General features: G+C 72.8%; 26 protein-coding genes. 12 read left to right on the forward strand and 14 right to left on the reverse strand.

Going from position 1 to position 25,998, the window contains the following annotated elements:
• The first annotated feature begins 10 nt into the window (after nucleotides 1-10).
• Nucleotides 11-1,054: a 2-hydroxyacid dehydrogenase gene (locus ACIRNI_RS25200; RefSeq protein ID WP_403554536.1), complete on the forward strand. Its 1,044-nt coding sequence runs from the start codon at nucleotides 11-13 to the stop codon at nucleotides 1,052-1,054.
• Nucleotides 1,055-1,064: 10 nt separating this feature from the next.
• Here ACIRNI_RS25200 and sigJ read toward each other — a convergent pair whose 3' ends face one another.
• Complete coding sequence (gene sigJ / locus ACIRNI_RS25205; RefSeq protein ID WP_403554538.1) at nucleotides 1,065-2,009, reverse strand: RNA polymerase sigma factor SigJ; 945 nt, start codon at nucleotides 2,007-2,009, stop codon at nucleotides 1,065-1,067.
• 180 nt (nucleotides 2,010-2,189) lie between these two features.
• Between sigJ and ACIRNI_RS25210 the strand changes: the two genes are divergently transcribed.
• Together ACIRNI_RS25210 and ACIRNI_RS25215 are read left to right on the forward strand one after the other, a co-directional pair.
• The gene (locus ACIRNI_RS25210; RefSeq protein WP_403554540.1) at nucleotides 2,190-2,651 is read left to right on the forward strand and encodes a YybH family protein; all 462 of its coding nucleotides are present in this window, start codon (nucleotides 2,190-2,192) and stop codon (nucleotides 2,649-2,651) included.
• 12 nt (nucleotides 2,652-2,663) lie between these two features.
• Nucleotides 2,664-3,152, forward strand: coding sequence for a hypothetical protein (locus ACIRNI_RS25215; RefSeq protein WP_403554541.1), 489 nt, complete (start codon nucleotides 2,664-2,666; stop codon nucleotides 3,150-3,152).
• Between the two features lie 23 nt (nucleotides 3,153-3,175).
• Here the strand turns inward: ACIRNI_RS25215 and ACIRNI_RS25220 are convergent, their stop codons facing one another.
• On the reverse strand, nucleotides 3,176-4,156 hold the full coding sequence (locus ACIRNI_RS25220) for a helix-turn-helix transcriptional regulator (RefSeq protein ID WP_403554543.1): 981 nt from the start codon (nucleotides 4,154-4,156) through the stop codon (nucleotides 3,176-3,178).
• 136 nt (nucleotides 4,157-4,292) lie between these two features.
• Here ACIRNI_RS25220 and ACIRNI_RS25225 point away from each other — a divergent pair, with 136 nt between their 5' ends.
• Nucleotides 4,293-5,033, forward strand: coding sequence for an NIPSNAP family protein (locus ACIRNI_RS25225; RefSeq protein WP_403554545.1), 741 nt, complete (start codon nucleotides 4,293-4,295; stop codon nucleotides 5,031-5,033).
• 11 nt (nucleotides 5,034-5,044) lie between these two features.
• Here ACIRNI_RS25225 and ACIRNI_RS25230 read toward each other — a convergent pair whose 3' ends face one another.
• Nucleotides 5,045-5,842 (reverse strand): SDR family NAD(P)-dependent oxidoreductase, encoded by a 798-nt coding sequence (locus tag ACIRNI_RS25230; protein ID WP_403554547.1) that lies wholly within the window; start codon nucleotides 5,840-5,842, stop codon nucleotides 5,045-5,047.
• A gap of 98 nt (nucleotides 5,843-5,940) precedes the next feature.
• Between ACIRNI_RS25230 and ACIRNI_RS25235 the strand changes: the two genes are divergently transcribed.
• The 4 genes from ACIRNI_RS25235 to ACIRNI_RS25250 all read left to right on the forward strand — a co-directional run bounded on the left by ACIRNI_RS25235 (nucleotide 5,941) and on the right by ACIRNI_RS25250 (nucleotide 9,962).
• On the forward strand, nucleotides 5,941-7,446 hold the full coding sequence (locus ACIRNI_RS25235; RefSeq protein ID WP_403554549.1) for an MFS transporter: 1,506 nt from the start codon (nucleotides 5,941-5,943) through the stop codon (nucleotides 7,444-7,446).
• Nucleotides 7,447-7,710: 264 nt separating this feature from the next.
• Nucleotides 7,711-8,124 carry an SRPBCC family protein gene (locus tag ACIRNI_RS25240; protein ID WP_355359517.1) on the forward strand — a complete coding sequence of 138 codons (414 nt, stop codon included), beginning with the start codon at nucleotides 7,711-7,713 and terminating at the stop codon, nucleotides 8,122-8,124.
• Nucleotides 8,125-8,131: 7 nt separating this feature from the next.
• Nucleotides 8,132-8,443, forward strand: coding sequence for a hypothetical protein (locus tag ACIRNI_RS25245; protein ID WP_403554551.1), 312 nt, complete (start codon nucleotides 8,132-8,134; stop codon nucleotides 8,441-8,443).
• 52 nt (nucleotides 8,444-8,495) lie between these two features.
• A complete protein-coding gene (locus tag ACIRNI_RS25250) occupies nucleotides 8,496-9,962 on the forward strand; it encodes an aminotransferase class I/II-fold pyridoxal phosphate-dependent enzyme (protein WP_403554553.1) in 1,467 nt (488 codons plus the stop codon).
• A gap of 27 nt (nucleotides 9,963-9,989) precedes the next feature.
• Here the strand turns inward: ACIRNI_RS25250 and ACIRNI_RS25255 are convergent, their stop codons facing one another.
• From ACIRNI_RS25255 to ACIRNI_RS25265, 3 genes are all read right to left on the reverse strand, one after another.
• A complete protein-coding gene (locus ACIRNI_RS25255) occupies nucleotides 9,990-11,189 on the reverse strand; it encodes an amidohydrolase (protein WP_403554555.1) in 1,200 nt (399 codons plus the stop codon).
• A 102-nt stretch (nucleotides 11,190-11,291) separates the two neighbouring features.
• On the reverse strand, nucleotides 11,292-12,491 hold the full coding sequence (locus ACIRNI_RS25260; protein WP_403554557.1) for a spore photoproduct lyase family protein: 1,200 nt from the start codon (nucleotides 12,489-12,491) through the stop codon (nucleotides 11,292-11,294).
• A gap of 94 nt (nucleotides 12,492-12,585) precedes the next feature.
• Nucleotides 12,586-13,821: an aromatic acid exporter family protein gene (locus ACIRNI_RS25265; RefSeq protein ID WP_403554558.1), complete on the reverse strand. Its 1,236-nt coding sequence runs from the start codon at nucleotides 13,819-13,821 to the stop codon at nucleotides 12,586-12,588.
• A gap of 150 nt (nucleotides 13,822-13,971) precedes the next feature.
• On the opposite strand from ACIRNI_RS25265, the gene ACIRNI_RS25270 reads away from it, so the two are divergent.
• On the forward strand, nucleotides 13,972-14,790 hold the full coding sequence (locus ACIRNI_RS25270) for an SDR family oxidoreductase (RefSeq protein WP_403554560.1): 819 nt from the start codon (nucleotides 13,972-13,974) through the stop codon (nucleotides 14,788-14,790).
• 108 nt (nucleotides 14,791-14,898) lie between these two features.
• Here the strand turns inward: ACIRNI_RS25270 and ACIRNI_RS25275 are convergent, their stop codons facing one another.
• The 5 genes from ACIRNI_RS25275 to ACIRNI_RS25295 all read right to left on the reverse strand — a co-directional run bounded on the left by ACIRNI_RS25275 (nucleotide 14,899) and on the right by ACIRNI_RS25295 (nucleotide 21,899).
• Nucleotides 14,899-16,557: a catalase gene (locus ACIRNI_RS25275; protein ID WP_403554562.1), complete on the reverse strand. Its 1,659-nt coding sequence runs from the start codon at nucleotides 16,555-16,557 to the stop codon at nucleotides 14,899-14,901.
• 268 nt (nucleotides 16,558-16,825) lie between these two features.
• A complete protein-coding gene (locus ACIRNI_RS25280) occupies nucleotides 16,826-17,605 on the reverse strand; it encodes a metallophosphoesterase (RefSeq protein ID WP_403554564.1) in 780 nt (259 codons plus the stop codon).
• The gene (locus ACIRNI_RS25285) at nucleotides 17,602-17,856 is read right to left on the reverse strand and encodes a hypothetical protein (protein ID WP_403554566.1); all 255 of its coding nucleotides are present in this window, start codon (nucleotides 17,854-17,856) and stop codon (nucleotides 17,602-17,604) included. The genes ACIRNI_RS25280 and ACIRNI_RS25285 overlap by 4 nt, the downstream gene beginning before the upstream one ends.
• On the reverse strand, nucleotides 17,853-18,608 hold the full coding sequence (locus ACIRNI_RS25290) for a nucleotidyltransferase family protein (RefSeq protein WP_403554568.1): 756 nt from the start codon (nucleotides 18,606-18,608) through the stop codon (nucleotides 17,853-17,855). Before ACIRNI_RS25290 ends, ACIRNI_RS25285 begins: the two co-directional genes overlap by 4 nt.
• A gap of 72 nt (nucleotides 18,609-18,680) precedes the next feature.
• Entirely contained in the window at nucleotides 18,681-21,899 is a 3,219-nt protein-coding gene (locus ACIRNI_RS25295; protein WP_403554570.1) for an NACHT domain-containing protein, read from the reverse strand.
• A 199-nt stretch (nucleotides 21,900-22,098) separates the two neighbouring features.
• Here ACIRNI_RS25295 and ACIRNI_RS25300 point away from each other — a divergent pair, with 199 nt between their 5' ends.
• Nucleotides 22,099-22,710 carry a DUF6629 family protein gene (locus ACIRNI_RS25300; protein WP_403554572.1) on the forward strand — a complete coding sequence of 204 codons (612 nt, stop codon included), beginning with the start codon at nucleotides 22,099-22,101 and terminating at the stop codon, nucleotides 22,708-22,710.
• Here ACIRNI_RS25300 and ACIRNI_RS25305 read toward each other — a convergent pair.
• The 3 genes from ACIRNI_RS25305 to ACIRNI_RS25315 are packed head-to-tail and all read right to left on the reverse strand — an operon-like array spanning nucleotide 22,707 to nucleotide 25,127.
• Nucleotides 22,707-23,477: an amino acid ABC transporter ATP-binding protein gene (locus ACIRNI_RS25305; protein ID WP_403554574.1), complete on the reverse strand. Its 771-nt coding sequence runs from the start codon at nucleotides 23,475-23,477 to the stop codon at nucleotides 22,707-22,709. The genes ACIRNI_RS25300 and ACIRNI_RS25305 overlap by 4 nt on opposite strands.
• Before the next feature lie 10 nt (nucleotides 23,478-23,487).
• Nucleotides 23,488-24,318, reverse strand: coding sequence for an amino acid ABC transporter permease (locus ACIRNI_RS25310; protein ID WP_355359475.1), 831 nt, complete (start codon nucleotides 24,316-24,318; stop codon nucleotides 23,488-23,490).
• Nucleotides 24,285-25,127, reverse strand: a complete 843-nt coding sequence (locus ACIRNI_RS25315; RefSeq protein ID WP_403554577.1) for an ABC transporter substrate-binding protein — start codon at nucleotides 25,125-25,127, stop codon at nucleotides 24,285-24,287. Before ACIRNI_RS25315 ends, ACIRNI_RS25310 begins: the two co-directional genes overlap by 34 nt.
• 290 nt (nucleotides 25,128-25,417) lie before the next feature.
• On the opposite strand from ACIRNI_RS25315, the gene ACIRNI_RS25320 reads away from it, so the two are divergent.
• Together ACIRNI_RS25320 and ACIRNI_RS25325 are read left to right on the forward strand one after the other, a co-directional pair.
• Nucleotides 25,418-25,786, forward strand: coding sequence for an ATP-binding protein (locus ACIRNI_RS25320; protein WP_403554579.1), 369 nt, complete (start codon nucleotides 25,418-25,420; stop codon nucleotides 25,784-25,786).
• 42 nt (nucleotides 25,787-25,828) lie between these two features.
• Entirely contained in the window at nucleotides 25,829-25,978 is a 150-nt protein-coding gene (locus tag ACIRNI_RS25325; RefSeq protein ID WP_403554581.1) for a hypothetical protein, read from the forward strand.
• The last annotated feature ends 20 nt before the right edge of the window (nucleotides 25,979-25,998 follow it).

Consider the following 25,998-nt stretch of genomic DNA (forward strand, 5'->3'; position numbering starts at 1 on the left):
GAGCACCGCCGTGACCACCACCGTCCTCGCCGCCGGCGACCACTTCGTCCTGCCCCGCCTGCTGACCGAGGAACTGCGCGCCGCCGCGCCGACCGCCGACCTGGATGTACGCGAGCTCCAACTGCCCTGGCCGCACACCCCCTTCGGCGCGGTCGCCGAGGTCGACGAGGCGTCCGGCACCGAGGACGAGCTGATCGAGGCGCTGCGCGGCGTACGGATCTGCCTCACCCAGATGGCGCCGCTCACCGAGCGCGTGCTGGCCGCCTGCCCCGACCTGGAGCTTTTCTGCGTCAGCCGCGGCGGCCCCGTCAACGCCAACCTGGAGGCCGCCACCCGCCACGGCGTCGCCGTCTGCTACGCCCCCGGCCGCAACGCCGTCGCCACCGCCGAGCACACCCTCGCCCTGATCCTCGCCGCCGCCCGCGGCATCGGCGACGTCCACACCGGCCTCAAGCACGGCACCTGGCGCGGCGACTACTACGACTACGACACCTGCGGCATCGAGATCGACGGCTCCGTCGTCGGACTCGTCGGCTTCGGCGCGATCGGCTCGCGCGTCGCCCGCGTCCTGGTCGCCATGGGCGCCGAGGTGCTCGTCCACGACCCGTACGTCAAGCCCGAGGCGGTGGAGGGCATCGCCGAACTCGTCCCCCTCGACGAGCTGCTGAGCCGCTCCCGGATCGTCTCCCTCCACGCGCGCGTGACCGACGAGACCCGGGGCATGATCGGACGCGACCAGATCGCCGCCATGCCGCCCGGCTCCGTCCTGGTCAACTGCGCGCGCGGCGCGCTCCTCGACTACGACGCCGTCTGCGACGCCCTCGACACCGGCCACCTGGCGGGCGCCGGCTTCGACGTCTTCCCCGCCGAACCGGTCCCGGCCGGCGCCCGCCTGCTGTCCACGCCGGGCGTCGTCCTGACCCCGCACATCGCGGGCGGTAGCCGCGAGGTCGCCCACAAGGCGGCCCGCATCGTCGCGACGGAAGCCGCCCGCTTCCTCCGCGGCGAGCCCCTCGCCCACTGCGCCAACCCGGACGTGCTCCGGCGCCCCTAGGAGGCGTTCCCTAGGGCCTGGGGTCCCTCTTCCAGGGCCGGAGCTTCTCGGGGTTGAGGACGGCCCAGATCCGGCGGATCCTGCCGTTCGCGATGTCGAAGGCGTACACCGACACGACGGTGCCGTCCAGGTGGGCCGCGAGACCGGGCTGACCGTTGACCGTGCACTCGCGGATCGTCAGCCCGCCGGGGTGGGCCCGGGCGGTGAAGAAGCGGGCGATGTGCTCGGCGCCCTCGATCGGGTGGGGCCGGGCCGTGACGAGTCCGCCACCGTCCCCGACGGCGGTGGCGTCGGCGTCGAGCAGGCCGATGAGGGCGTTGATGTCCCTGGCCTCCCACGCCCGCTTGAACTCCTTGACGACACGGGCCTGTTGGCCCATCGGCGACGAGGGGACCCGCGAGGACTCGACGCGGCGGCGGGCCGAGGACGCCAACTGGCGGCAGGCCGCCGGGGTGCGGCCGACGATGTCGGCCACTTCGGAGAAGGGATAGCGGAAGACGTCGTGGAGGACGAACGCCACGCGCTCCGCCGGGGTCATCGTTTCCAGGACGACGAGGAAGGCCATGCCGACCGACTCGTCGAGCGTGATGCGGTCGGCCGGATCGGCCGTGCCGTCGTCCACCGCGCCGGCGGACCACTCGGTGCGCGCGGGCACCGGCTCGGGCACCCACTGCCCCACGTAACGCTCGCGCCTGGCCCGTGCCGACCGGAGCACGTCGAGGCAGATGCGGCCGGCGACCTTGGTCAGCCAGCCGCCGGGTGACACCACCGCCTCCTGCTGCCGCGGAGACATCGCGTACCAGCGGGCGTACGTCTCCTGGACGACGTCCTCGGCCTCGGCCACGGAGCCCAGCATCCGGTAGGCGACGTTGATCAGCCTGCGGCGTTCACCGGTGACCACGGTCGCCATCGGGTCGAGTCGGCCGTCCCGTGGCGCGGTCGAACTGGTCGTCATGGTCTCGCGGCTCCCTTGGTCGGATCTTCCCTCACCTCTCTGACGGGACAGCGCCCCGAAATGTGAGATCGGCGCCCCGCGTCACATTCCGCCGCGCCATCTCGTCGTACGGGCAGCGGCACGGGACGGAAGCGAACGCCTTCCCTCCCGCGGCACGCCCCGCAACCGAAGGAGTACGCGATGACCACCCACGAGTCCGAGATCCGGGCGCTCCTGGCGCACCGAGCCGACGCCCAGCAGACGAAGGACATCGACCGGCTCATGTCGTTCTACGCACCCGACGCCGTCTACTACGACGTCGTCCCCCCGCTGCGGTTCACGGGGACCGACGAGATCCGCCGCAACTTCCTGCGCTGGTTCGACGGATACGTCGGCCCCATCAGCCTGGAGACGCACGACCTCACGCTCGCGGCCGACGGCGACACCGCGTTCGCGCACATGCTCCACCTGGACTCGGGAGAGCGCAAAGGCGGGCTCCAGGCGTCGATTTGGGTACGCGAGAGCGTCTGCCTCCAGCGCACAAACGGAACATGGTCGATCACTCACGAGCACGTCTCGATCCCGATCGACCCGGCGACCATGACCGTCTGGCTGCCGTCCGACAAGGACCAGCCCGCCGGACACGCAGCGAACGCACAGTGAGGAGCACCCGCCGTGATCATCACCGCTTCGACGCTCAAGAGGTTCGCCGCCGCATCGCTCGCCGCAGCCGCGTTCGGGGTGTGGGCCGTTGACGGCGCGCATGCCGGCACCCCGGAGAAGGGGCGTGCCGAAGTCCTCGAACTCAAGGTCCGGAACGATCAGTACACGGCTGTCGATCTCGGCCCCGCGGGGCCGAGCCTGGGCGACATGGACGTCTACTCCGGCACGGCCGTGAAGGACGGGCGCGATGTCGGACGCGGGGGCGGAACCTGCCAGGTCGTCCAGGTGAAGGACGCAGAACTCACGTCGCAGTGCCTGATCACGATGCAGGTCGCGCGGGGTTCCCTGACGATGCAGTCGTTGTGGACGAAGGGAGAGCAGGGCCCCCTCGACATGGCCATCACCGGCGGCACGGGCGTGTACAGCAATGCGCGGGGCATCGCCCGCTTCTGGGACATCGCGACGCCGAACGAGAGGGCGCGGCTCGAGATTCTGCGCTGAGTGCACGACGGCGTGCTCCAGCGTCAGGGGAGTGTGTACGCCCGGGCGAGCACCGCCACGGTCGTCGCCATGGCTCGGCGCAGTTCGGGCGGGGCGACGACCTCGACGTCCGCGCCGAGGCGCAGCAGCTCGCCGCAGGCGTGGTCGGTGCTCTCGGTCGGGATGACCGCCTCGACCCATCCGCGGTCGCCGACGGGGACCGCGGTGGAGTCGACCGCCCGCACCACCTCCGGAGGGACGTTGTCGGGCAGGCGCCGGCGCCCTTGAGGGGACAGGCGGACGGTGGCTGTTCCGGTGTAGCGGCGTGCCTGGAAATCGTCGAGGTAGGAGGCCCAGTACGCGCCCAGGTCGAAGTCGCGCGGACGGTCGAACCGCTCGTCGCCCAGGACCGCGTCGAGGACCTGGGAGACGCGGTAGGTGGTCGCCGTCCCGCTCTCCGCGGCGGCCACGACGTACCAGGTCCCGGACTTGAGGACCAGGCCGTAGGGACGGAGGCGGCGCTCCACCTCCTGCGGCGCCCGCCATCGGCGGTAGCGCACGTCCACCACCCGCTGGGTGAGCACCGCGTCGACGAACAGGGGCAGGTGCGGTGCCTCTTCGTGCTCCCGGTACCAGCCGGGAGCGTCGAGGTGGAACACCGCCGCGGTCCGGGCCGCCTCCTCGCGCGGCCCCGCCGGCAGCGCGGCCAGCAGCTTCAGGCGCGCCGCCGCCACCTCGGCCGCGAGCCCCAGGTCGGCGGCGGGTCCGGGCAGCCCGGCGAGGAACAACGCCCGTGCCTCGCCCTCGCTCACCCCGGTCAGCCGGGTCCGGTAGCCGTCGAGCAGCCGGTAGCCGCCTCCGCGACCCGGCTCGGCGTAGACCGGGAATCCGGCGGCCTGGAGGCGTGCCAGGTCGCGGTAGGCGGTACGCACGGAGACGTTCAGTTCGTCGGCGACCCCGCGTGCGGACACGCGGCCCCGCGCTTGCAGCAACAGCAGCACTGACAGCAGTCGACCGGCGGACATGGACGCATTCTCCCCGCACCCGCACCCTCCCGGGAAACCTCTCCCGGAAACCCTGACAGCCCCTGACACACGGCTCTCCTACCGTCGGCGCGGAAGTCCCCCTTTTCCGTCAAGAGCACCGAGCAGGAGTCCACCCATGTCCGATAGCCGCGCCTCCGGCCCCGCCGCCGTCATCGAGCTCCGCCAGTACACGCTGCGCCCCGGCCGACGCGACGAGCTCATCGAGCTGTTCGACCGGGAGTTCGTCGAACCTCAGGAAGAAGCGGGAATGAGCGTGCTGGGACAGTTCCGGGACCTCGACGATCCGGACCGCTTCGTCTGGCTGCGCGGTTTCCGGGACATGACGACGCGCCATCGCGCGCTCACGGCCTTCTACGGCGGCCCCGTCTGGGCCGAACACGGTCCCCGCGCCAACGACACCATGGTCGACTCGGACGATGTCCTCCTCCTGCGCCCCGCGTCGGACGGGACCGGCTTCGCCGCCCCTTCCGCCGACCGGCCCGCGGTCGGCGCTCCGGCGCCGGACCGTTTCGTGGCCGCCACCGTGTGGTCCTTCCGCCCCGGAGACGACAGCGGTGTCGCACTGATCCGGGACGGCCTCCTCCCCGTGCTGTCGGAGACGGGACCCGCGCCCCTCGCCCTGCTGGCCACCGAGCCCGCGCCCAACACGTTCTCCAGGCTGCCGGTGCGCACCGGGGAGAACGTCGCCGTGCTCGTCGCCTCGTACCCCGACGAGCGCGCGTACCTCCGCCACCTCGCCGCCGTCCAGGCCCACCCCCTCGCGCGGGACGAGATCCTGCCGGGCATCGCACGAGCACAGACGGCGGCTCCCCGAACGCTCCGCCTGGCGCCCACCGGCCGCTCGCTCCTCTCCTGAAGCGGCACTTCCTAGCGCCGTGCCGCGCGCGGCTTCGACCAGTACCGCTGCCCCGCCGCCTTCACCCGGTCGGGTACGGCTTTGACGGCGGCGCCGAGGACCCGGGTTTTCACCGAGCCCGCGACCACCCGGGTCCGGCCGCGCATCAGGGCCTCGAAGGCGTCCTCGGCGACCTGCGCCGGGTCGTCCTTGTGGCGCAGGCGGCCCAGGCGCGTGTCGTCCATGCCCGCGCGGTGGAAGAAGTCCGTCTCCGTGGCCCCCGGCATCAGCGAGGTGACGGTGACCCCGGTGTCCTTGAGCTCCTCCCGCAGCGCCTGCGCGAAGGACTGGAGGAACGACTTGGAGGCGCTGTAGACGGACTGGAACGGCCCCGGCGCCATCGAGGCCACCGAGGAGGTGATCAGCAGCCGGCCCTCGTCCGCGTCGACCATCGCGCGCAGCAGCCGGTGGGCGAGGTGCACCGTCCCGTTGATGTTGAGGTCGATGACGCGGGCGTGGTCCGCGAGGTCGGTGTCGACGAAGGCCCCGCCCGCGCCGACGCCCGCGTTCAGCGCGGCGGCGGCGACCGGGCGCCGGGTGGCGAGCACCGCGGCGTGGAGCTGCTCGACGCCGTCGTACGTGGCGAGGTCCGCGGTGACGGCCGTGACGTCGGTGCCGCGGCCGCGCAGCTCCTCGGCCACGGCCGCCAGCGCGGCGTCCTCCGCGCAGACGACCAGGTCGAAGCCGTTCGCGGCGAACGTCCGGGCCAGCTCACGGCCGATGCCGCTGGAGGCTCCGGTCACCACGGCCAGGGGTCTCATGGCGTCCATGACCGCCGGGGTACCCGCTCGCCCGGCGTGCAGGCCCGTTTCCCTGGATTGATCATGGGGTACACGCGTCGCGCCACGACACCCCCCGGAGGTGACCCATGAGCGAGCTCGGTCAGTCGACGAACGGGACCGTCACCACGCAGGTCCCCGCCAGATTGGACCGGCTGCCGTGGTCCCGGTGGCACTGGATGATCGTGATCGGCCTGGGCACCGTCTGGATCCTCGACGGCCTCGAGGTCACCATCGTGGGCAGCATGGCCAGCCGCCTGTCCGAGGAGGGCAGCGGCCTCGCCATCAGCAGCACCCAGGTCACCGGTGTCGCCGCCGCCCTGTACGTCGCCGGCGCCTGTTCCGGCGCGCTGTTCTTCGGCTGGCTGACCGATCGCTTCGGCCGCAAGAAGCTCTTCCTCATCACCCTGGCCGTCTACCTCGCCGCGACGGCGCTGACCGCGCTGTCGTACTCGTCCTGGTGGTTCTTCCTCTTCCGCTTCCTCACCGGCTTCGGCATCGGCGGGGAGTACGCGGCCATCAACTCCGCCATCGACGAGCTGATCCCGAGCAAGTACCGCGGCCGGGTGGACCTGATCATCAACGGCAGCTTCTGGCTCGGTGCCATGGGTGGCGCCCTGCTGTCCGTCGTCTTCCTGGACACCGCCCTCTTCCCGAAGGACCTCGGCTGGCGGATCTCCTTCGGCCTCGGTGTGGTCCTCGGTCTGGTGATCCTGCTGGTACGCCGGCACGTCCCGGAATCGCCCCGCTGGATGTTCATCCACGGCCGCGCCGAGGGCGCCGAGGAGCTCGTTTCCGGCGTCGAACGCGAGATCGAGCGCGAGAAGGGCAAGCCGCTGCCTGAGCCCGCCGGCGCGATCACCATCAAGCAGCGGCACAGCGTCGGCTTCGTAGAGATCGCCCGGACCCTGATCCGGACCTACCCCCGGCGGGCGGTGCTGGGCTTCGCGCTCTTCGTCGGGCAGGCGTTCCTCTACAACGCCATCACCTTCGGCTTCGGCGCCATCCTGGTGACCTTCTACGACGTGCCGAGCGGCTCCACCGGCTACTTCTTCGCGGTCATCGCGGCCGGGAACTTCCTCGGGCCGCTGCTGCTCGGGCGCCTCTTCGACACCTGGGGGCGTCGGCCCATGATCGCCGGTACGTACCTGCTCTCGGGGGTCCTGCTCTTCGCCACCGCCTGGCTCTTCGGCGACGGCCGGCTCACGGCGACCACCCTGACGGCCTGCTGGTGCGTGGTCCTCTTCTTCGCCTCGGCGGGCGCGAGCTCCGCGTACCTCACCGTCAGCGAGATCTTCCCGATGGAGACCCGGGCCATGGCCATCGCCTTCTTCTACGCCATCGGCACCGCCGCCGGCGGCATCTCGGGGCCGCTGATCTTCGCGGGCCTCACGGAGAGCGGCGCGCCCGCCGACACCGTGCTGGCCTTCTGCATCGGCGCCACCGTGATGGTCCTGGGTGGTCTGGTGGCCCTGTTCCTCGCCGTCCCGGCGGAGCGCAGGTCGCTGGAGGACATCGCGACGCCGCTGTCGGCGCAGGCGGCGGCCACGGCCACGACCGCCCCGGGGCGTACGGCTCCGCAGTCGGCGCTGTGAGGCGGTGAGGCGGTGAGGCGGTGAGACGCGGACGGGGGAAAGTCCTGCCCGGAGGCGATTGGCGCCGTCGCGCAGGAATGGTTTATCGTTCATTCAGTCGGTTGTGAAGACGCCTTCACAACCGCCCCCTGACTGCCCCGGCTGGTTCCCCCGTCCAGCCGGGGCTCTCTTTTTGCCCGCTTGGCCCTCGCCCCGCTTCAGCCGCCGCCTGCCGGGAACCCGTGCGGGGAACGACCGACCCCGAGCCGAGGACGGTACACAGCGATGACCGAGTACGAACGCTCCCGCACCATGCCCGCGCTGCCCGAGCACGTCTTCGACCAGGTGGCCAACATCGACCAGCTGGACACCTGGCTCCCCGCCGAGCTGCACGTACACGCCCAGGACCTGCCCGCCGTCACCGTCCACGAGGACCGCACCGACGAGGACACGCCCGCCCTGCTGCGCGCCGAACGGGACCAGATGCGGCTCGAATGGGGCACCCGGGAGCAGGGCAGCTACACCGGCTGGCTCCAGGTCGCCGGCATGGACACCGGCACCAGCGAGGTGACCGTGCACCTGTCCTTCTTCGACGAGAGCCACGACCCGGGCGACAAGGCCGTCTCCGACGCCCTCGACCGCAGCCTGGAGCGGCTGGAGCAGCAGGTGCGGCTGCGCGTCGACAACGCCGCCGGCTGAGCCGCCCATGGTCCCGCGCGCCAAGCGGTACGCGGTCGCCGCCTCGGGGCAGTGGACCGACGAGGAGGAGGGCCGCCGCCGGCTGCCCGCCGGCGAGGTCCACGCCTGGGAACCGGGCCTCAACCAGACGGTCTGCGGGCTCTCCCTCAGCCGCTCCCAGCTGGCCCGCTTCCCCCACGTGACGTGGACCGACACCTTCCCGGAGTCGGGCGGCGCCGCCGACCGCGTCCAGCGCCTCTGCCCGCGCTGCGCCTCCGTCGCCGGGCACCGCGGCGGCGACGCCCGCCCGCGCTGGCAGCGCACCAACCCGCGGCCCTGAGGGCCCCGAGCGGCCCCGTTTCCGACCGGGGCGCGAGGGCACCCGCGAGGACATGGACCACTCGAAGGCACCCGTACTCGACGCCCTGAAGGCGTACCACGCCGAGAACCAGACCCCCTTCACCCCGCCCGGGCACAAGCAGGGGCGCGGTGCCGATCCCCGCGTCCGCGCGGTGCTCGGCGACGCCGTGTTCCTCTCCGACGTCCTGGCCACCAGCGGCCTCGACGACCGGATGTCGTCCCAGGGCATCATCGAGCACGCGCAGGAGCTGATGGCCGACGCGGTGGGCGCGGAGCACACCTTCTTCTCCACCTGCGGCAGCTCCCTGTCCGTGAAGGCGGCGATGCTGTCGGTCGCGGGCCCGCACGAGAAGCTGCTCGTGGGCCGCGACGCGCACAAGGCGGTGGTCTCCGGCCTGGTCCTCGCCGGCATCGTGCCCATCTGGGTCGACCCCCAGTGGGACGCCGACCTGCACCTCGCGCACCCGCCGTCCGCCGACGCCTTCCGCGCCGCGTTCGCCGAGCACCCCGACGCGCGCGGTGCGCTGGTGACGACGCCGACGCCGTACGGCACCTGCTCCGACCTGCCCGGCATCGCGCGCGTCTGCCACGAGCACGGCGTACCCCTCATCGTCGACGAGGCGTGGGGCGCCCATCTGCCCTTCCACCCGGACCTGCCGACCTGGGCCATGGACGCCGGGGCGGACGTGTGCGTCACCTCCGTCCACAAGATGGGCTCCGGGCTGGAGCAGGGCTCGGTCTTCCACCTCCAGGGCGACCTCATCGATCCCCAGGTCCTCAAGAACCGCGAGGACCTGCTCGGCACCACCAGCCCCTCCGTACTCGTCTACGCGGCCCTCGACGGCTGGCGCCGCCAGATGGTCGAACACGGCCACGCCCTCTACGACGACGCGCTCGCCCTCGCCAAGTCGGTACGGGCGCGGATCGCCGAGATCGACGGCCTGCACGTGCACGGCCGCGACGACTTCTGCGGGCCCGGCCGCGCCTCCGACATGGACCCCCTCCAGGTCATCGTCGACATCTCCGCCCTCGGCACGACCGGGTACCGCGTCGCCGACCGGCTGCGCGAGAAACACCGCATCAACCTGCACCTCTCCGACCACCGCCGCAGCAGCGCCCAGCTCACCCACGCGGACGACGAAGCGAGCGCGGACGCCCTCGTCACCGCCCTGGCGGAGGCCGCCGCCCACGCCGACGAGCTGCGCCCCGCGCCCCGGATCGAGGTGCCCGACCCGGCCGAGCTGCGGCTGGAGCAGGTGATCCTCCCGCGTGACGCGTTCTTCGGCAGGACCGAGCAGGTCCCGTGGGAGAAGGCGGTCGGCCGGATCACCGCCGAGATGCTCACCCCGTACCCGCCCGGCATCCCGGCGGCCCTGCCCGGCGAGCGCCTCAACGCGGAGGTCCTTCGCTATCTGCGCACCGGCGTCGACGCGGGCATGGTCGTGCCGGACGCGGCGGACACGGAGGTCAAGAGCATCCGCGTGGCCATCGAGGACTGACGTGCCGCACGCGCCCGGCAACGGGCGTCACAGCCCGGCCGCGGCCTTGTCCCGCAGGCAGGCCCACGCCCGCTCCTGCACCTCCGTGCGCAGCAGGACGTCCGCCGCCGTACAGGCCAGCGCCTCGGCGGCCGCGAGCATGGCCCGCCGCGCCCGTGGGGAGGCCGCGGCGGCCGCGAAGCGCGGGGTGTGGTCCGCGCCGTCCTCCGGATCCATGATCGACACCCAGGGGTGGATCGCGGGCACCCGATTGCTGACGTTCCCGATGTCGGACGAGCCGAGGTAGATGCCCGGCACCGGGTCCGAGAGCCGCAGCCCCGCCCGCGCGATGTGGTCCGCGAACCGGCCGGACAGCACGTCGTTGTCGCGGAAGTGCTCGTAGCCCTCGCCCACCCGGTCCACGTCCACCGTCGTACGGGTGGCCAGCGCGATGCCCTGCGCGCAGGAGCGCAGCTCCGCCTCCAGCTCCTCCCGGGCCGCCGTGGTGCCCCCGCGCAGCCCGAAGAGGCCCTCCGCGTACTCCGGGACGATGTTCGTGGCGCGGCCTCCGTCCGACACGATGCCCTGCACGTGCGAGCCGGGCGGCAGCCTCCTGCTCAGCACCGGCAGGGTGTTGAAGAGCTGGATCAGCGCGGCCAGCGCGTCGATGCCCTCCGTCGGGTTGCCCGTCGGGTGCGCCGCGCGGCCGTGGAAACCGACCCGCAGCTGCGCGCTGGCCGTCAGCGGCGCCCACGTCCAGTCGTACACGCCCGGATGCACCATCAGCGCGGCGTCGACCCCGTCGAAGAGCCCCGCCTCCACCTCGACGACCTTGCCGCCGCCGTGCTCCTCGGCCGGCGTGCCGACGGCCAGCAGCGAGCCCTCGACCGGGCCGAGCGCCGCCCGCGCGGCGAGGGCCGCGCCCAGACCAGCCGCCGCGATCAGGTTGTGGCCGCACGCGTGACCGAGGCCGGGCAGCGCGTCGTACTCCAGCAGCAGCGCCGCGCACGGCCGCCCACCGCCGCCGGTGCGGCCGGTGAACGCCGTCGGCAGGTCGGCGACCCCCCGCTCCACCGCGAACCCGGCGGCCTCCAGCTCACCGGAGAGCAGCCGCGCCGCCCGGTGCTCCTCGAAGGCGGTCTCCGGATCGCGGTGCAGCGCCAGGGCGACGTCCCACAGCCGGTCGGCGCGTGCGGCGACCTCCTCCCGGATACGGGCGTACACAGGGGCGAGGGCGTCGTCGGACACAGGGCCTCCTCGGGTCGGCGGTTTTGGGGCCGGCGCTTCCGCCCGGCCTTGCGGACGTGTTCCACGCCTCCGCCGCCCGATGCCCTGGTGGTCGTACGCCGGTCAGAACGCGTACCGCACCCGCAGCCAGGGCGCGTGGGTCCCGATCAGCGCCGTGAGGCGCGCGACGGACTCGCGCTTGACGTCGTCGCGGTAGCGGACGTTGCGGGCGCCGTTCTGCGAGCGCTTGGCCTGTTGCAGACCGGGCTGCCACAGGACGTCCTCGGCCCGCGGGTGCCAGGTCCGGTTCACCTCGTGCAGCTCGCGGTTGTGGGTGAGCATGATGACCTCGGCCGCCGCCTGCCGTTTCACGGCGGGCGGGAGGACGTCGTCCATGTGGCGCAGCAGCTCGGCCCAGTCGGCTTCCCAGCCGGGCCGGATCACCACGGGGGAGAGGTTGAAGTGGACTTCGTATCCGGCGGCGACGAAGTCGCCCGCGGCCGCGATCCGGTCGGCCACCGGGCTCGTGCGGATGTCCAGGAGGCGTGAGTCGGCCGACGGCATGACGGAGAAGCGGATACGGGTGGCGCCGCGCGGGTCGAGGCCGAGGAGCGCCCGGTTGACGTACTTGGTGGCGAAGGACGCCTTGGCGGTGGGCCACCGCCGGAAGGCGTGGACGAGCGCGGCGGTGCCGTCGCCGATCAGCGCGTCCACGGAGCAGTCGCCGTTCTCGCCGATGTCGTACACCCAGCGGTCGGCATCGCACTGGTTGGGCTCCGGCTTGGGACCGAGGCCGCGGATGTGGCGGTCGAGGGCCCCGATGATGTCCTCGACGTTGGTGAACAGCGTGATCGGGTTGGCGTAGCCCTTGCGGCGTGGCACGTAGCAGTACGCGCACGCCATGGCGCACCCGTTGGAGGCGCCGGGGGCGATCCAGTCGGCGGAGCGGCCGTTCGGGCGGACCTCGAACGACTTGCGCACGCCCAGCACGAGCGTCTGCCGCTTGACGCGCACCCAGCGGTCCGCGTTGCCCTCGTTGCCGTGCAGGTGCGGGATGTTCCAGTGGGAGCCCACCTCGATGAGCCGAGCGCCGGGAAACCGCCCGATGATGGCGCGGCCGCGCGGGGAGAGCGCGGCCGCCGGCTCGGCCTGGATCTCGGTCACGTCGAGCAGCCCGGCGGCGGCGTCCGCTCCGGCGGACCCCGGCTCCGGCTCCGGCCCGCGCTCCGGCGCTTCGGAGGCGCCCAGCAGCTCCTGGAGGCCGAACAGGGCGTCGGGCCCGTCGGGCGGCGGTGAAGGAGGGGGCGGGGGCGGGCGGTGCATCGGTTTCTCCCTGCGGCGGCGGCAGTCCCTCCAGCTTGCCACCCGGGTCCGACAGCGGCCGCGCCGCCGACCCGAGCCGGCCGGAAGACAGGCCCTACGCCTCGACCCGGGGGCGGCGCTCCGCGCGGCGGCCGCGCAGCCGGCGGCTCAGGGCGTGGAACCGCGGGTGGCGCTCGCCGAGCTCGGCCGAGCGGCGGTCCAGCTCCTCCATGAGGCGCTCACTGCGCTTGTCGAGGTCCAGCTCGTCGAGGATGCGGTCGATCTCCGCGAGCAGCGCCCCGTGCAGCTGCCACTGCCGGGGGTGCTCCTGCACGTCCTCCAGGAGCATGTCGGCGACCCGGTCACGGGTGGCCCGGCTGGCGGCGAGCGCCTCGGTCAGCTGCTCCTCGGCGCGCTCGGCGTTGGCCGCCACCTGCGTGGTGATCAGCCGGGCGAAGCTCTCGATGGCGTCGGCCATCTGCCCGAACAGCTCCTTGAGCCCGGCCGCCACGTCCGGCGGGAACAGCGACTCCTCGGTGCGGAACTTCGCCAGGTCGGTCAGGCTGCGGGTCAGCACCCGCAGCACCACGGCGCAGATCTCCAGCGTGTCCAGGCCGGTGCGCAGCACGATCCGCGACAGCAGCCCCTCCCGCACCCTGGGGTTGAACATGAGGCTCTCCTCCGCCTGCCGCAGCGAGGCGTCGACCTCCACGATGTCGTGGTCCAGCCGCCGCGCCTCGTGCAGCCGGGCGGCCGCGTGCGGGAAGGGGATGTGCCCCTCGCCGATCTCGGCGCCCATGGTCCGGAACATCCGGCCCATGCCCCGCGCCAGCCCGTCGATGGAGGCCCCGGCGCTCTGCACCCACACGGGCGGCGCGAACAGCAGGTTGAACAGCAGGCCCACCCCGGCGCCGATCAGCGTCTCCAGCACCCGGTGCCAGGCCACCGACGCGGCCTGCGAGACGCCGAGGACCAGCATGGCGCTGATCGCCACCTCCGGCACGAACTCGTCCACCCGTACGAAGCGGCCGACGATCAGCGCGGTGAAGATGGTCAGCCCGAGGCTCCACCAGGTCAGTCCCACGAGCGCGCTGAAGCCGACGGCGAGGAGCACGCCGACGACGACCGAGTTCACCCGCCGGATGCCGGTGGTCAGGGTCGAGTAGAGAGTGACCTGCACGACCAGCAGCGCCGTGAGCGGCGCCGTCAGGGGAGAGGGCTGGTCGGGCAGCACGGCCAGCGCGACGACGAACGAGATGACGGCCGCCGCGGTCGAGCGAATGGTCTGTACCGCGACGGGTTCGGTCGTCCGCCGCACCAGTTTGATCACAGGAGCTGATACTTCTGGCATCTCATTCCCCTGCCCGATCATCAGTCACTCAGTACACACCCGTCCCAGTAACCGCCCGGACGCCCGCGTTTGCCATCCGGGCGACGTGGTACCGCCAAAGCTCCTGACCAACGTGACCGTCCATCGAGTGACCACCGTCCAGGAGGAGCGATGAACTCACCCGCCCGCGACCGCGCCGCCCGTACCCCCGTCGCCGTCGTCACCGGGTCCGACTCGGGCATCGGCCGCGCCACCGCCGTCCGGCTCGCCGCCGACGGCATGGACGTCGGCATCACCTGGCACACCGACGAGGAGGGCGCCCGGCGGACCGCCGAGGAGGTACGGGCGCACGGGCGCCGGGCCGCCCTCACCCACATGGACCTGACCAAGCTGCCGGACGCCGCCGACGCCGTGGACCGGCTCGCGGAGGAGCTCGGCCGCGTCGACGTCCTGGTCAACAACGCCGGCACCGGCACCGCCACGCCCTTCCTGGACATGGAGTACGCGACCGTACGCGGCGTCCTCGACGTCGACCTGATCGGGCCGTTCCTCTGCGGCCAGATCGCCGCGCGCCGCATGATCCGGCAGGGCGCCGGCGGCCGGATCGTCAACGTCACCTCCGTGCACGAGCATCAGCCGCGCGTCGGCGCCGCGCCCTACTGCGCGGCCAAGGGCGGCCTCGGGCTGCTCACCCAGGTGATGGCGCTGGAGCTGGCCGAGTACGGCATCACCGTGAACGCCGTCGCGCCCGGCGAGATCGCCACGCCCATGACGGGCCAGGAGGACGAGGACGTGACGCGGACGTCCCGGCCGGGCGTGCCGCTGGGCCGGCCGGGCGACGCCCGCGAGGTCGCCGCGGTCATCGCGTTCCTGGCGGGGGAGGGGGCCTCGTACGTCACCGGTGCGTCCTGGGTCGTGGACGGCGGGATGCTCCGCATGGGCCCGCAGGCCGGGTCCCACCTGGAGAGCGACGCCTGGCGCCGCCCCTGAGCACCGAGCGCGGCGCAGGGCAGGGCGGCGCAGGGCAGGGCGGCGCAGGGGAGGGCGGCGCATGGCAAGGGCCCCACCCGGTGGGGTGGGGCCCTGCGGCCGGTGCCGTCAGCGCGTCACCACATGCCGCTCGTCCGGCACGCAGTGCGTCATCGTGAGGCCGTCCACGTCCCGGGGCGGGTTCTCCCCGAGGTTCGCCAGCCGCTTGCGGTCCTCCTCCGTGAGGTCCTGGCTCGCGAGGGGTTCGAGGTGGGCGACGTCCTGCGGGCTGATGCCCAGGCCCTCGCCGACCCGGAGCCCGAGGTCGTTCTCGACCAGCAGGAAGTGCCAGACCATCCGCTCCTGGACGGGCCGGTCGCACTCCTTCAGCGCGTTGACGAAGTTGCGCACCAGGTCGTCGCGCTCCCACTGCTCCATCAGCAGGTACCGCTGCCCGGCCTGCAGGTAGTCGTTGGTGCGCGGGATCCGCTTGCGGGTGAGCCGCCCCCGGATCTCCGGGCCCTGCTCGTCGTGCGTGGGGTACGCGCCCTCGCGCAGCCCGCCCCGGATCGACGGCTCGTAGTTGACGTCGGGGTTCTCGCCGTGGCCGTCCTGGCGGTACGTCATGAAGCCGTCGCGCTGGTTGGTGCGCACGTCGGCGTTCTTGGCCTGGTTGACCGGGAGCTGGAGGTAGTTCGGGCCGACCCGGTAGCGCTGGGTGTCGCTGTACGAGAACGTCCGGCCGACCAGCATCTTGTCGTCCGAGAAGTCCAGGCCGTCCACCAGCACGCCCGTACCGAAGGAGATCTGCTCGTTCTCGGCGAAGAAGTTCTCCGGCATCCGGTTGAGCACCATCTTGCCGACCGGCTTGGGCGGGAAGTCCTGCTCCGGCCAGGTCTTGGTGTCGTCCAGCGGGTCGAAGTCGAGCTCCGGGTGGTCGTGGTCCTCCATCATCTGGACCAGCAGCTCCCACTCGGGGTGGTCGCCGCGCCCGACCGCCTCGTACAGGTCCTTGGTGGCGTGCCCGAGGTTCTCGGCCTGCACGTTGGCCGCGTCCTCCTCGGTCATGCTGCGCACGCCCTGCTTGGGCATCCAGTGGTACTTGACCAGGACGGTCTTGCCCTCCTGGTTGACCCACTTGTACGTGTTGACGCCGAAGCCCTGCATGTGGCGGTAGTCGGCCGGGATGCCGCGCGGGCTGAAGAGGTTGACCAGCATGTGCATGGACTCCGGGGTCTGCGACATGAAGTCGAAGATCCGGCGCGGCTGCTGCTGGAAGGTGACCGGGTCGGGCTTGAGCGCGTGGATCACGTCCGGGAACTTGATCGCGTCCCGGATGAAGAACACGCCCAGGTTGTTGCCGACCAGGTCCCAGTTGCCGTCCTCGGTGTAGAACTTCACGGCGAACCCGCGCGGGTCGCGGGCTGCCTCCGAGGAGTCGCGGCCGCCGATCACCGTCGAGAAGCGCACGGCCAGGTCGGTGCGCTTGCCGCGCTCCTGGAAGATCTTGGCGCGGGTGTAACGGCTGATCGGCTCGTCGCCCCAGGCGCCGTACGCCTCGAAGTAGCCGTACGCGGTGACGCCGCGGGCGTGGACGACACGCTCGGGGATGCGCTCCCGGTCGAAGTGGCTGATCTTCTCCAGGAACTGGTAGTTCTCCAGCGTCGCCGGGCCGCGGGCGCCGACGGTGCGCTGGTTCTGGTTGTCGTAGACCGGGTGCCCCTGGCGGTTGGTGAGCACCTTCCGGTCGTCGCCGGGCGCGGGACCCCGGCTCGATACGTCCGTCACGATCCTCGGCTCCTTCGATGCCGTCTTTCTGCGGTTTGGTCCGATGTGTCGCAGTATCCTCCGTTACCCCCGCTTCGGGGAGGAGTAACGCGACCGGTCGGTGTGACTAGGGCCTGTCTTTCGGATCAGGCCGGATCAGGGAGCGGGGTCTGGTGCCGTACATCGCAAGGCGGAGGAGGGAGTCACTGCGGAGCATTGGCGACCGACGACAACGCGGCGAGGTGCGGTGCCAGGCGACGCGAGCCCGGCAAGATCCGGAAGACAGGCCCTAGCGCACCGCGGCCGCCCGCTCCCGTGCCCACTTGTCCTGACCGTCGGCGTCCGCGTGCACGGACAGGTGGTAGACGGCGAAGGCCCGGCCGATCACCGGCTGGGCGACGTTGCGCACCCGGATCCCCTCGCTGGTCATGCCGTGCTCGACGCCCATGTGCGCGTGACCGTGCACCGCCAGGTCCGCGCCCGCCTCGTCCACCGCCTCGGCCAGCAGATAGCTGCCCAGGAACGGATAGATCTCCAGCGGCTCGCCCGCCAGCGTGTCCGCCACGGGGGAGTAGTGCGTCAGGGCGATCCGCACCGCGCAGCCCGCGTCCTTCAGGGTGTTCAGCGACCCCCGCAGCCCGTCCGCGCAGCGCCGGGTGTACCGGATGAACGACTTCATCTCCGGCTCGCCGAACTCGCCACCGCTGCGCCCGGCGAAACCGCCGCCGAACCCCTTGGTCCCGGCCACGCCGACCCGCACGCCGTCGATGCTCAGCACGGTGCCCTCGCCCTCCAGCACCGTCACACCGGCGCCGTCCAGCGCCGCCGTCACTTCCGCCTCCTGGTCGCTCTGGTAGTCGTGGTTGCCGAGGACCGCCACGACCGGCACACCCAGACCGGCCACCTCCCCGGCGACCACCTCCGCCTCCCGGGCCGTGCCGTGCCGCGTCAGGTCGCCCGCCAGGAGCAGCAGATCCGCGCACTCGCGGAGCGTCTCGAAGGCGGGCCGCAGCGTTCCGGCGCTGTCCGGGCCCAGATGGATGTCGCCGACGGCTGCTACTCGGATCACGTCAGCTCCTCGGAGTGGTCGGGCGGATTCGCGGAGGCCACGACCAGGTCCTCGCGCAGCGGGAGCCCGGCCAGTTCCTCCGCGGCGATCCGCAGGATCTCGGTGCGGCAGGCGGAGCTGGAGACGGTGCCGTACAGCATCACGCTCGTCCCCCGCTGCTCGATGCGTACGCCGAGCTCGGCGATGTCCTCGCTGGCCAGCCGGTCCCGCAGGTGGGCGATGCGGTATTCGGCGGTGTCGGCCGCGCTCATGACGGTCCCTCCCGTCGTTCGGTGAGCGTTCGCTCGGTGACCGGTTCGATCACGTTCAGGCGCTCCAGCAGGAACAGGAACGCCTCGGGCATCGCGGACCCCCGGCTCTCGTGCCGCAGCAGCTCCCAGTCGATCTTCTCCCGAAGGGTCCTGGCGATCGGCAGCACGGCTCCGAAGTCGCAGTGGTGCTCGGAGAAGGCGGCCAGCAGGCTGCCCACGAGGTCCGTCGGGGCGAGGACCGGCATCCGCACCGAGTCCACCGGCAGGACGTCCGCACGCTCCAGCAGATCGGGCGTCACCGGATGCCGGGCCAGCTCGAAGATCAGATCGATGTTCTCGCCGTGCGCCGTCGCCTTGATCAGCCAGTCCTCCGGCGGCTTGCGCACCGGGATCCCGGCGCTCTCCAGCACCCGGGCCACGTCGCCCGCGTCCTCGCGCAGGATCGCGAAGTCGGTGTCGTGCTGGAGGTTGCCCGGCACGCCGTGCGCGTACGCCGCGACACTGCCCGCCAGCGCGAACCGGAGCCCGGCGGCCTTGAGCAGCCCCGCGACCTGTTTGGTGGCCTCCAGGATCGCCTGCATCCTGTCCCGCGGCAGCCAGGCGTCCCCGGCCGCCCCGCCGCCGCCCATGGCGGCGTCCAACGGCACGGCGGTGGGGTCGCCCTCCACCGCTTGGCCCCCGGCCAGCCGCAGCCCGGCCGGTTCCTCCGGCCCCTGCTCGGGCCGGGTGGCGTCGTGCGAATGGTTCCTCACGGTGCTCGGTCCTCCCCTTTCCTCGGCTGCGGGAGGGGGTTCGGGTACCCGGATCGCGCGGAACGATCCCCCTCAGCCGGTCCCCTTGTCGAGGGACCACAGCCGGACCGAGCCGCCGCTGCCGTACGTGGCCAGGCGGGTGCCGGCCGCGTCGAAGGCGATGCGGGTGATGGCGCTGCGGACGTCATGGCCGGTGAGCGGTGCCCGTTCCTCGCGCGTGCGGGTGTCCCAGAGGCGGACGGTGCCACGACTGTCGCCGATGGCCAAGGTCCGGCCGTCATGGCTCAGGGCCACCGCTTCGACGAACGGAGCGGGCTCGTCCCCCTCCGGCTGCCGGCATACGTCGAAGGCCGCTCGGAGCGTGCCGGACGCGGCGTTCCACACCGCGACGGTGCACTCGTCGTCGCTGACACCGGCGAGCGTGCCGAAGTCTCCGCTGAGCGGCATGGGCTCATGGCAGTTGAGACCGCCGCGCGGGGCGGCGGTCCGCGCGACCACCCGCCGCTCGTCCAGGTCCCACACGAGGAGCGGGCCGCCGCAGTACCCGACCAGCATCCGTGGGCGGCCGCCGGTCCTGGCCAGGAACCCGTCCTCGGGATACCGCCCGCTGTGGAGGTCCCTGATCACGAGGTTCCCGTACTCCGTCCTGTCCAGCCCCCGCAGCGGTCGCGACAGCGTGGGGGAGCCGACCGCCTTCCCGACGTCGATCAGCTCGTCCCGGCGCAGGGAGCGCGAAGGCAGCGACTCGGCGGTGACCGCGTCCCACCGGGTCACCCGGTCGCCGTCGCGCGCCAGCACCACGCCGTGCCGGAACTCCAGCGTGCCGACCGGGTGCGGGGGGATCCACCTGGCGGTGGAGGTGTCGTCCGGGAAGGCGTACAGCGAGGCGGCGACGACCGTCAGCGCCCCCACAGCGGCGGCTGCCTTCGCACGCCGCGCGGAGCGCACGGGCGCGGCGTCCCGGCCGGGCTCCCGGGCCACGCCCGCCGCCGACCGGGCCACCAGCGTCTCCTGGAGACGGATGTGCCGGAACTGGTACAGACCGCCCGACCCGCGCAGGACACCCCTGCCATGGGCGTCGGCGAGGAAGCCCATGAACCGCCAGGGCAGCCGGCCGCGCGCCGCGGCGATCAGCCGCCACAGCAGGAACCGGGTCCACGCCCGGGACAGCAGGATCAGCAGGGCGGTCACCAGGCCCGGCAGCACGAAGCACTCCGCGATGAACATGGCCACGTCCCACTCGCCACCCCCGTACCGGCCGAACCACGCGGCCAGCTCATGGATCCGTGCGAGGAGTTCGTCCGTGAGCGGAGGTTCGCCCCGCCATCCGTGCAGGACGGTCGCGAGGAGCGACGCCGTCAGTCTCGTCACGGCCAGGACCGGAAACGCGCCGAGCCCCACCACCGCCCCGGTGGCCAGCGCTCCCAGGACGGCCGAGCGGCGGTCGTCACGGAGCGAGGCGCCCGGCTCGGCGCGGGCGGCGTGGCCGGGCGGCGCGTTCAGGCACTCGTGTACGGCGACACCGGCGCCGACGACGACCATCAGGGCGCCGGCGAGGGTTCCCGCGTCGAGGAGCGCCGCCGCCTCCACCCGAGTGAGCCCGTCGACCACGCCGACCACGGTCATGGCCGCGATGACCGCCACGGTCGGCACGGCGGTCATCGCGAGGCCGGTCCACAACCCCCGGCGCAGCCGGGGCCCCGTGCCGCGCACGGCGAACGACGGGCGGCCCGGCGGACGGCCCGCCGTCGCGTACCAGATCAGCATGGTCAGGACCGCGAAGGCGGCGCCGAGCGAGACGCACGTGGCGATCAGGTAGCCGCCCTCCTCCTCCACGGGCGCGAACCAGGTCACGCCGAGCCCCACGAGCACCGCCAACAGCACCCCGAACCCCAGCCCGACCCCCGGCGCCGCCCACGCCGACAGCAGCCGCGGGCTCATCAGCCACCACGCCAGATCGCGCTCGCCGTACCGGTGCAGATACCGGGCGAGGAACGTCAGCCACTCCCGCGCCTTCGCGGGATCCGGGGCCACGGAGCCGCCCTCGCCCTCGGCGGGCACGGCGCCCGGTGCGTACGCCGCGTCCACGAACCGTTCGATGAGGTGGTCCTCCACCGCGTGCCGGCTGGGGAACCGCTCCTCGTCGACGAGCTCCGCCGGCTGCCCGCCGCACCGCTCGTACACCGTGCGGGCCATCGAGATGATCAGCGGGGTGGACAGGGCCCCGGCCACCGGGCTGTCCGGGCGCGTACGCAGCCGCTCGTACACCGTCGACCAGTCGGACTCCTCCGGCCAGGCCACGTCCGCCAGATACGGGATGGCGTCCCGTGGGGCGACCGGGCTGATCTCCACGACGGGCGCGCGGTGCAGCGCGGGCGACCCCGCCTTGACGACGTCCTCGTACTCCGCCGACCGGCAGGTCACCACGACCGGCCGCTCCCGGCCCAGCGCGCGGTTCAGGGCGCGCACCGCGCTGCGCCGCGCGGACTCGGGGATCTCGTCCAGCCCGTCCAGGACGGGCAGCAGCAGCCCGTGCAGCAGCAGGGAGCGCGGGATCTCGGTGCGGCCCGCGTAGTACGACTCCGCCAGGCGCCGCACCAGCCAGTCGTCCAGCGACTCGCAGATCGGGTCCCAGGACGACACGGGCAGCAGCGCCGGCACCGGCCCGCCGGACTCGCGGGGCTCCAGCAGCCCGAGGGTGAGCAGCAGGGCGAGCACGGTCTTCCCGGCGCCGGGCTCGCCGAGGACCACCAGCCGCCCGCTGCCGATCTGCCGGTACCCGGCCGCGAGCCCGGCGACCGCCTCCTCGAACCGCCCGTCGAGCCGGCCGTCCAGCCGCAGCCGTACGACCCGGGGCCCCGCGCCCTGCCCGGGCACCCGGTCACCGGCAGACAGAGGCCCCCCGCCGCCTCCGGCCCGTACGACGGCCTCGGCCCGGTCGCCGACGTCGCGCCGGGTGGCGCTCCACACCAGCGGCAGCACTCGCGGATCGCGCAGCCGGCGGGACTCGGCCTCCTCCAGCCACTGCGCCCGCAGGATCCGCGCCAGGTCGTCGGCGAGCTCCCCGGGGTCGGGCGGCGGGGCCTCCTGCCCGCGCAGGAAGTCGGCGGCGGAGAGCGCGAGCCCGGCGAGCCCGACGAACAGACCGAGGACGCTCGCCAGCGGATCGCCCGTGTCCAGCCCGGCCACCAGCATGGCCACGACCAGCCCGAGACTGACCAGACCCAGGAGGAGGACGAGCACGGTGCGCCGCACGCGCTGCCGCCGCAGGCGGCCCGGAAACCACGACATGCCGTCAGCGTGGCAGCGGGGCCCCGGCCGCGTCGGCGAGGAGCGGGCGCGTCAGCCGACCAGGTGAACGGGCCCGCCGGCGCGCCACCGCGTCCCTCACCCCGCGCAGGCCCGGGCGGACCGGGCGGAAGCCGAGGACGGCGTACCGGTCCGGTTCGCCTCCGGACCGTTGACCGGCCGCCCCCGTACGCTACCCACCATGTGCTGGAGCGCCACGGCCGATCTCGCGGCGGGCACGGTCGTCGCCGCGATCGGCGTGGCCTGTACGGCGCGGGCGCGCCGGGCCCGCGAACTGCCGCTCGCCGCGCTCCCGTTGCTCCTCGGCGCCCACCAGATCGTCGAGGCCGCCGTGTGGCGCGCGGGCGGCGGCAGCGGCCCGGCGACCCTCGCCTGGGCGGTGATCTCGCTGCCGCTGCTGCCGGTGTGGGTGCCGCTCGGCGTGCTGGCCGCCTCGCCGCCGGGCGGCCGCCGGCGCCTCGCCGCCCCGGCCGCCACCGGAGTCGTGACGGCCGCCGCCCTGGCGTACTGCCTCGCCACCCGGCCCGTCACCGCCGAGATCCGCGGCCGCACCGTCGGGTACGTCCTCGACCTGCCGTACGCGCCGCTGCTGATCGCCGGTTACCTGGTGGCGACGGTCGGCGCGCTGCTGCTCGCGCCGGACCGGCTGCTGCGGCTGCTCGGCGCGGTCGTCGCGGCGGGCGCGGTGCTCTGCCTCCTGATGTGGCGGCTGGAGTTCGTCTCCACCTGGTGCGCCTTCGCCGCCGCGGCGTCGGCGCTGCTGCTGGTCCGGGCCGTCCGGACGGCCCCCTAGGACGGCTCCTCGGGGCCGGGCGCCGCGGCCGGGTCCAGGATGCGGGTCAGGAAGTGGCGGGTGCGCTCGTGGCGCGGGGCGCCGACCACCTGCGCGGCCGGGCCCTCCTCGACGATCACGCCGCCGTCCATGAACACCACCCGGTCGGCGACCTCCCGGGCGAAGCTCATCTCGTGCGTGACGACCATCATCGTCATGCCCTCCGACGCCAGCATCCGCATGACCGACAGCACGTCGCCGACGAGCTCCGGGTCGAGCGCGGACGTCGGCTCGTCGAAGAGCATCACCTCGGGGCCCATCGCCAGCGCCCGGGCGATCGCCACCCGCTGCTGCTGCCCGCCCGACAGCTGCGCAGGGTAGGCGTCCGCCTTGTCGGCGAGTCCGACGCGCTTCAGGTTCTCCCGGGCGACCTTCGCCGCGTGCTCCTTGCCGCGCTTCAGCACCCGCCGCTGCGGCAGCGTGAGGTTCTCGGTGACCGTCACGTGCGGGAAGAGGTTGAACTGCTGGAACACCATGCCGATCCGGCGGCGTACGGCGTCGATGTCGACGTCCAGGTCCGTGACCTCCGTACCGCCCACGAACACCTGGCCCTTGGTGGGCTCCTCCAGCAGGTTCACGCAGCGCAGCAGCGTCGACTTCCCGGACCCGGACGGCCCGATGACGCACACCACCTCACCGGTGGCCACGTCCAGGTCGATGCCGCGCAGCACCTCGTTGTCGCCGAAGGACTTGTACAGGCCCCGGATCTCGATCTCGTTCTCTGGCATCGAACGTCCCTCACTTCGCCCTGGCGGCACGGGCCTCGAGGCGTCGGGCCACCAGGCTCAGCGGAATCGTCACCAGCAGGTAGCACAGCCCGGCGACGAGGATGGGCGTGGAGTTGGCGGTCTGGCTGGCCAGGTCCCGCCCGAACTTGGTGAGCTCCCGCTCCTGGAGCGTCACCCCGAGGAACAGCACCAGCGAGGAGTCCTTGAACAGCAGCACCAGCTGGTTGGTCAGCGGGGGAATGATGATCCGGTACGCCTGCGGCAGGATCACCGACACCATGGCGCGGGCGTGCGAGAAGCCCAGCGAACGCGCCGCCTCCATCTGCCCCTTCGGCACGGCCTGGATGCCCGCCCGAATCGTTTCCGCCATGTACGCCGCGGCCACCAGCCCGAGGCCGAGGGCGACGTTGCCGTACGTGCCCCCGGGGATCTCCGTACCGGGGAACGCCAGTGGCACGGCGACCCCGACGAAGATGAAGATCAGCAGGGCGGGCAGCCCCCGGAAGATCTCGATGTAGATGCTCGCGGCCCACCGGTACGGCGCCACCGACGACAGCCGCATCAGGGCGATGACCAGGCCCAGGACGAGACCGAAGACGAACCCGGAGAGGGTGTACACCACCGTGTTGCGCAGCGCGGTGGTGATGATGTCGGGGAAGAGCCGCGTGGCCAGGTCCGCCTGCGCGAACTGGTTCTGCAGGCGGTCCCAGTCGGCCAGGACGCCGAGCAGGACGAGGGCGGCGACGAAGACCGCGTACTGCAGGCCCTGCGATACCCGCCGCCGCTGGCGCCGCGTCAGCCGTGAGGTCACGACACGCCCTTGGGCATCGGGCCGATCCACTCCTCGTAGATCTTCTTGTACGTGCCGTCGGCCTTGGCGTCCGTGATCGCCTTGTCGATCGCCGCGCGCAGCTTGTCGTTGCCCTTCTTCACCGAGAAGCCGTACTGCTCACCGGTCTCGATGTTCTGGCCGAGCGCGAACGCGTCGGCGGTGGCCTTCTCCTTCAGCCAGCCCTGCACGACCGGGTAGTCGATGACGACCGCGTCGACCTGACCGGTGCGCAGCCCGTTGAGCACGGCGTCGGAGCTCTCGAACGCCACCGGGTCGAAGCCCTGGCTCTTGGCGTAGCTCTCCCCGGTGGTCTCCGCCTGCGCGCCCAGCTTCAGCTTCTTCGCCTTGACGTCCGCGAGGGTGGTGGCGCCGCTCTTCTTGCTCGCCAGGAGGGCCTGGGTGGCGTCGAAGTAGGGGACGGAGAAGTCGACGTTCTTCTTGCGCTCGTCGGTGATCGTCATCCCGGCGGCGGCGAGGTCGCACTTGCCGGAGTTGAGGAACGCGCCCGTCTTGAAGTTCTCGAACGGCGTGTCGAGGATCTTCTGTTCGACCTTGAGGTTCTTCGCCGCGAGGTCGACCAGCGCCACGTCGAAGCCGACGATCTCGCCGTTCCGCTCGAACTGGAAGGGCGGGTAAGGCAGATGGGTGCAGACAGTCAGCTTGCCCTTCTCGACGACGGGCACCCCGCCCGCGGCCTCACCGGGCTTCTCCTTGCCGTTGCCGCACCCGGCGACCAGCACCAGCCCGGCCACCGTGGCGCAGGCGGTGAGGACGGTACGGGGACGAGGGGCGCGCTTGCCGACGGTTGTCCTGAGCACGGTTGACCTCCATGGCCGGGGGGACGGCGGGCGGTACCGGGTGAGGCGACCGCCGACCATGATCGTATGCCACCCGGGCCGGGAACGTCGCGGCGTTTGCGGACACCAGTGCGGGCCCGTGCGGGCTTCCGGGCGGACGGCGTGCCCGGTTTCCCGGGTGCCGCGCCCCCGGGGGCGGGCGGGGCCCGGGCCCCGGGGCGTCACGGACGGCCTGTCCCACTCCCGGCCCCCGCTTGTCCCGGGCACACCCGGGCGGGGGACGGGTCCGGACCCTGGCCATCGGTCTGACCGTGCGGCCCGACCCGCTGCCCCCGCTGCCCGCCGCCCTGGAGGTCGCGGTGTACCGCATCACCGCCGAGGCCCTCGACAACGCCGTACGCCACTCGCGCGCCGACCGCGCCCAGGACACCGTCACCGTCGCCGACGGCACGGTGTCCGTCCGGGTCGCCGACGACGGCGACGGCTTCGCCGCGCACCGGCACGGCCCCGGGGTCGGGCTGCGCTTCATGGCGGAGCGGGCCGAGGAGCTCGGCGGCCGCTTCACCCTCAGCAGCACCGCCGAGGGCACGGTCGTCCACGCGACGCTCCCGGCGGTGCCCGGGACCACGATGGGACAGGAGCCCCATGCGCCTGGGGCAGGGGCCCGCCCAGACTCGTGAGGGACGGGGGCACCGCACCAGCGAAATCGATGGGAGTCCGGCATGACCCGCACCCGCTCCGGCACCACCCTGGCCAGGACCGCCACCCTGACCAGGACCCTGGCCGCACTCACCGCGCTCGCGGCGGTGGTCGGCATACCGTGGGCCAGATCCCAGCAGCGCAAGAAGGGCTGCGAACCCCCGCACTGCTGACCAGCGCCCCTTCGACCAGC

The sequence above is a fragment of the Streptomyces sp. NPDC093546 genome (genome assembly GCF_044765045.1).
Taxonomy (GTDB): domain Bacteria; phylum Actinomycetota; class Actinomycetes; order Streptomycetales; family Streptomycetaceae; genus Streptomyces.

Coding starts and splice junctions, on each gene's coding strand:
- ACIRNI_RS25225 (WP_403554545.1), top strand. CDS start 4,293: ATGTCCGATAGCCGCGCCTCCGGCCCCGCCGCCGTCATCGAGCTCCGC.
- sigJ (WP_403554538.1), bottom strand. CDS start 2,009: ATGACGACCAGTTCGACCGCGCCACGGGACGGCCGACTCGACCCGATG.
- ACIRNI_RS25265 (WP_403554558.1), bottom strand. CDS start 13,821: ATGCCAGAAGTATCAGCTCCTGTGATCAAACTGGTGCGGCGGACGACC.
- ACIRNI_RS25220 (WP_403554543.1), bottom strand. CDS start 4,156: ATGTCCGCCGGTCGACTGCTGTCAGTGCTGCTGTTGCTGCAAGCGCGG.
- ACIRNI_RS25270 (WP_403554560.1), top strand. CDS start 13,972: ATGAACTCACCCGCCCGCGACCGCGCCGCCCGTACCCCCGTCGCCGTC.
- ACIRNI_RS25245 (WP_403554551.1), top strand. CDS start 8,132: ATGGTCCCGCGCGCCAAGCGGTACGCGGTCGCCGCCTCGGGGCAGTGG.
- ACIRNI_RS25250 (WP_403554553.1), top strand. CDS start 8,496: ATGGACCACTCGAAGGCACCCGTACTCGACGCCCTGAAGGCGTACCAC.
- ACIRNI_RS25295 (WP_403554570.1), bottom strand. CDS start 21,899: ATGTCGTGGTTTCCGGGCCGCCTGCGGCGGCAGCGCGTGCGGCGCACC.
- ACIRNI_RS25260 (WP_403554557.1), bottom strand. CDS start 12,491: ATGCACCGCCCGCCCCCGCCCCCTCCTTCACCGCCGCCCGACGGGCCC.
- ACIRNI_RS25305 (WP_403554574.1), bottom strand. CDS start 23,477: ATGCCAGAGAACGAGATCGAGATCCGGGGCCTGTACAAGTCCTTCGGC.
- ACIRNI_RS25210 (WP_403554540.1), top strand. CDS start 2,190: ATGACCACCCACGAGTCCGAGATCCGGGCGCTCCTGGCGCACCGAGCC.
- ACIRNI_RS25300 (WP_403554572.1), top strand. CDS start 22,099: ATGTGCTGGAGCGCCACGGCCGATCTCGCGGCGGGCACGGTCGTCGCC.
- ACIRNI_RS25240 (WP_355359517.1), top strand. CDS start 7,711: ATGACCGAGTACGAACGCTCCCGCACCATGCCCGCGCTGCCCGAGCAC.
- ACIRNI_RS25235 (WP_403554549.1), top strand. CDS start 5,941: ATGAGCGAGCTCGGTCAGTCGACGAACGGGACCGTCACCACGCAGGTC.
- ACIRNI_RS25230 (WP_403554547.1), bottom strand. CDS start 5,842: ATGGACGCCATGAGACCCCTGGCCGTGGTGACCGGAGCCTCCAGCGGC.
- ACIRNI_RS25325 (WP_403554581.1), top strand. CDS start 25,829: ATGACCCGCACCCGCTCCGGCACCACCCTGGCCAGGACCGCCACCCTG.
- ACIRNI_RS25285 (WP_403554566.1), bottom strand. CDS start 17,856: ATGAGCGCGGCCGACACCGCCGAATACCGCATCGCCCACCTGCGGGAC.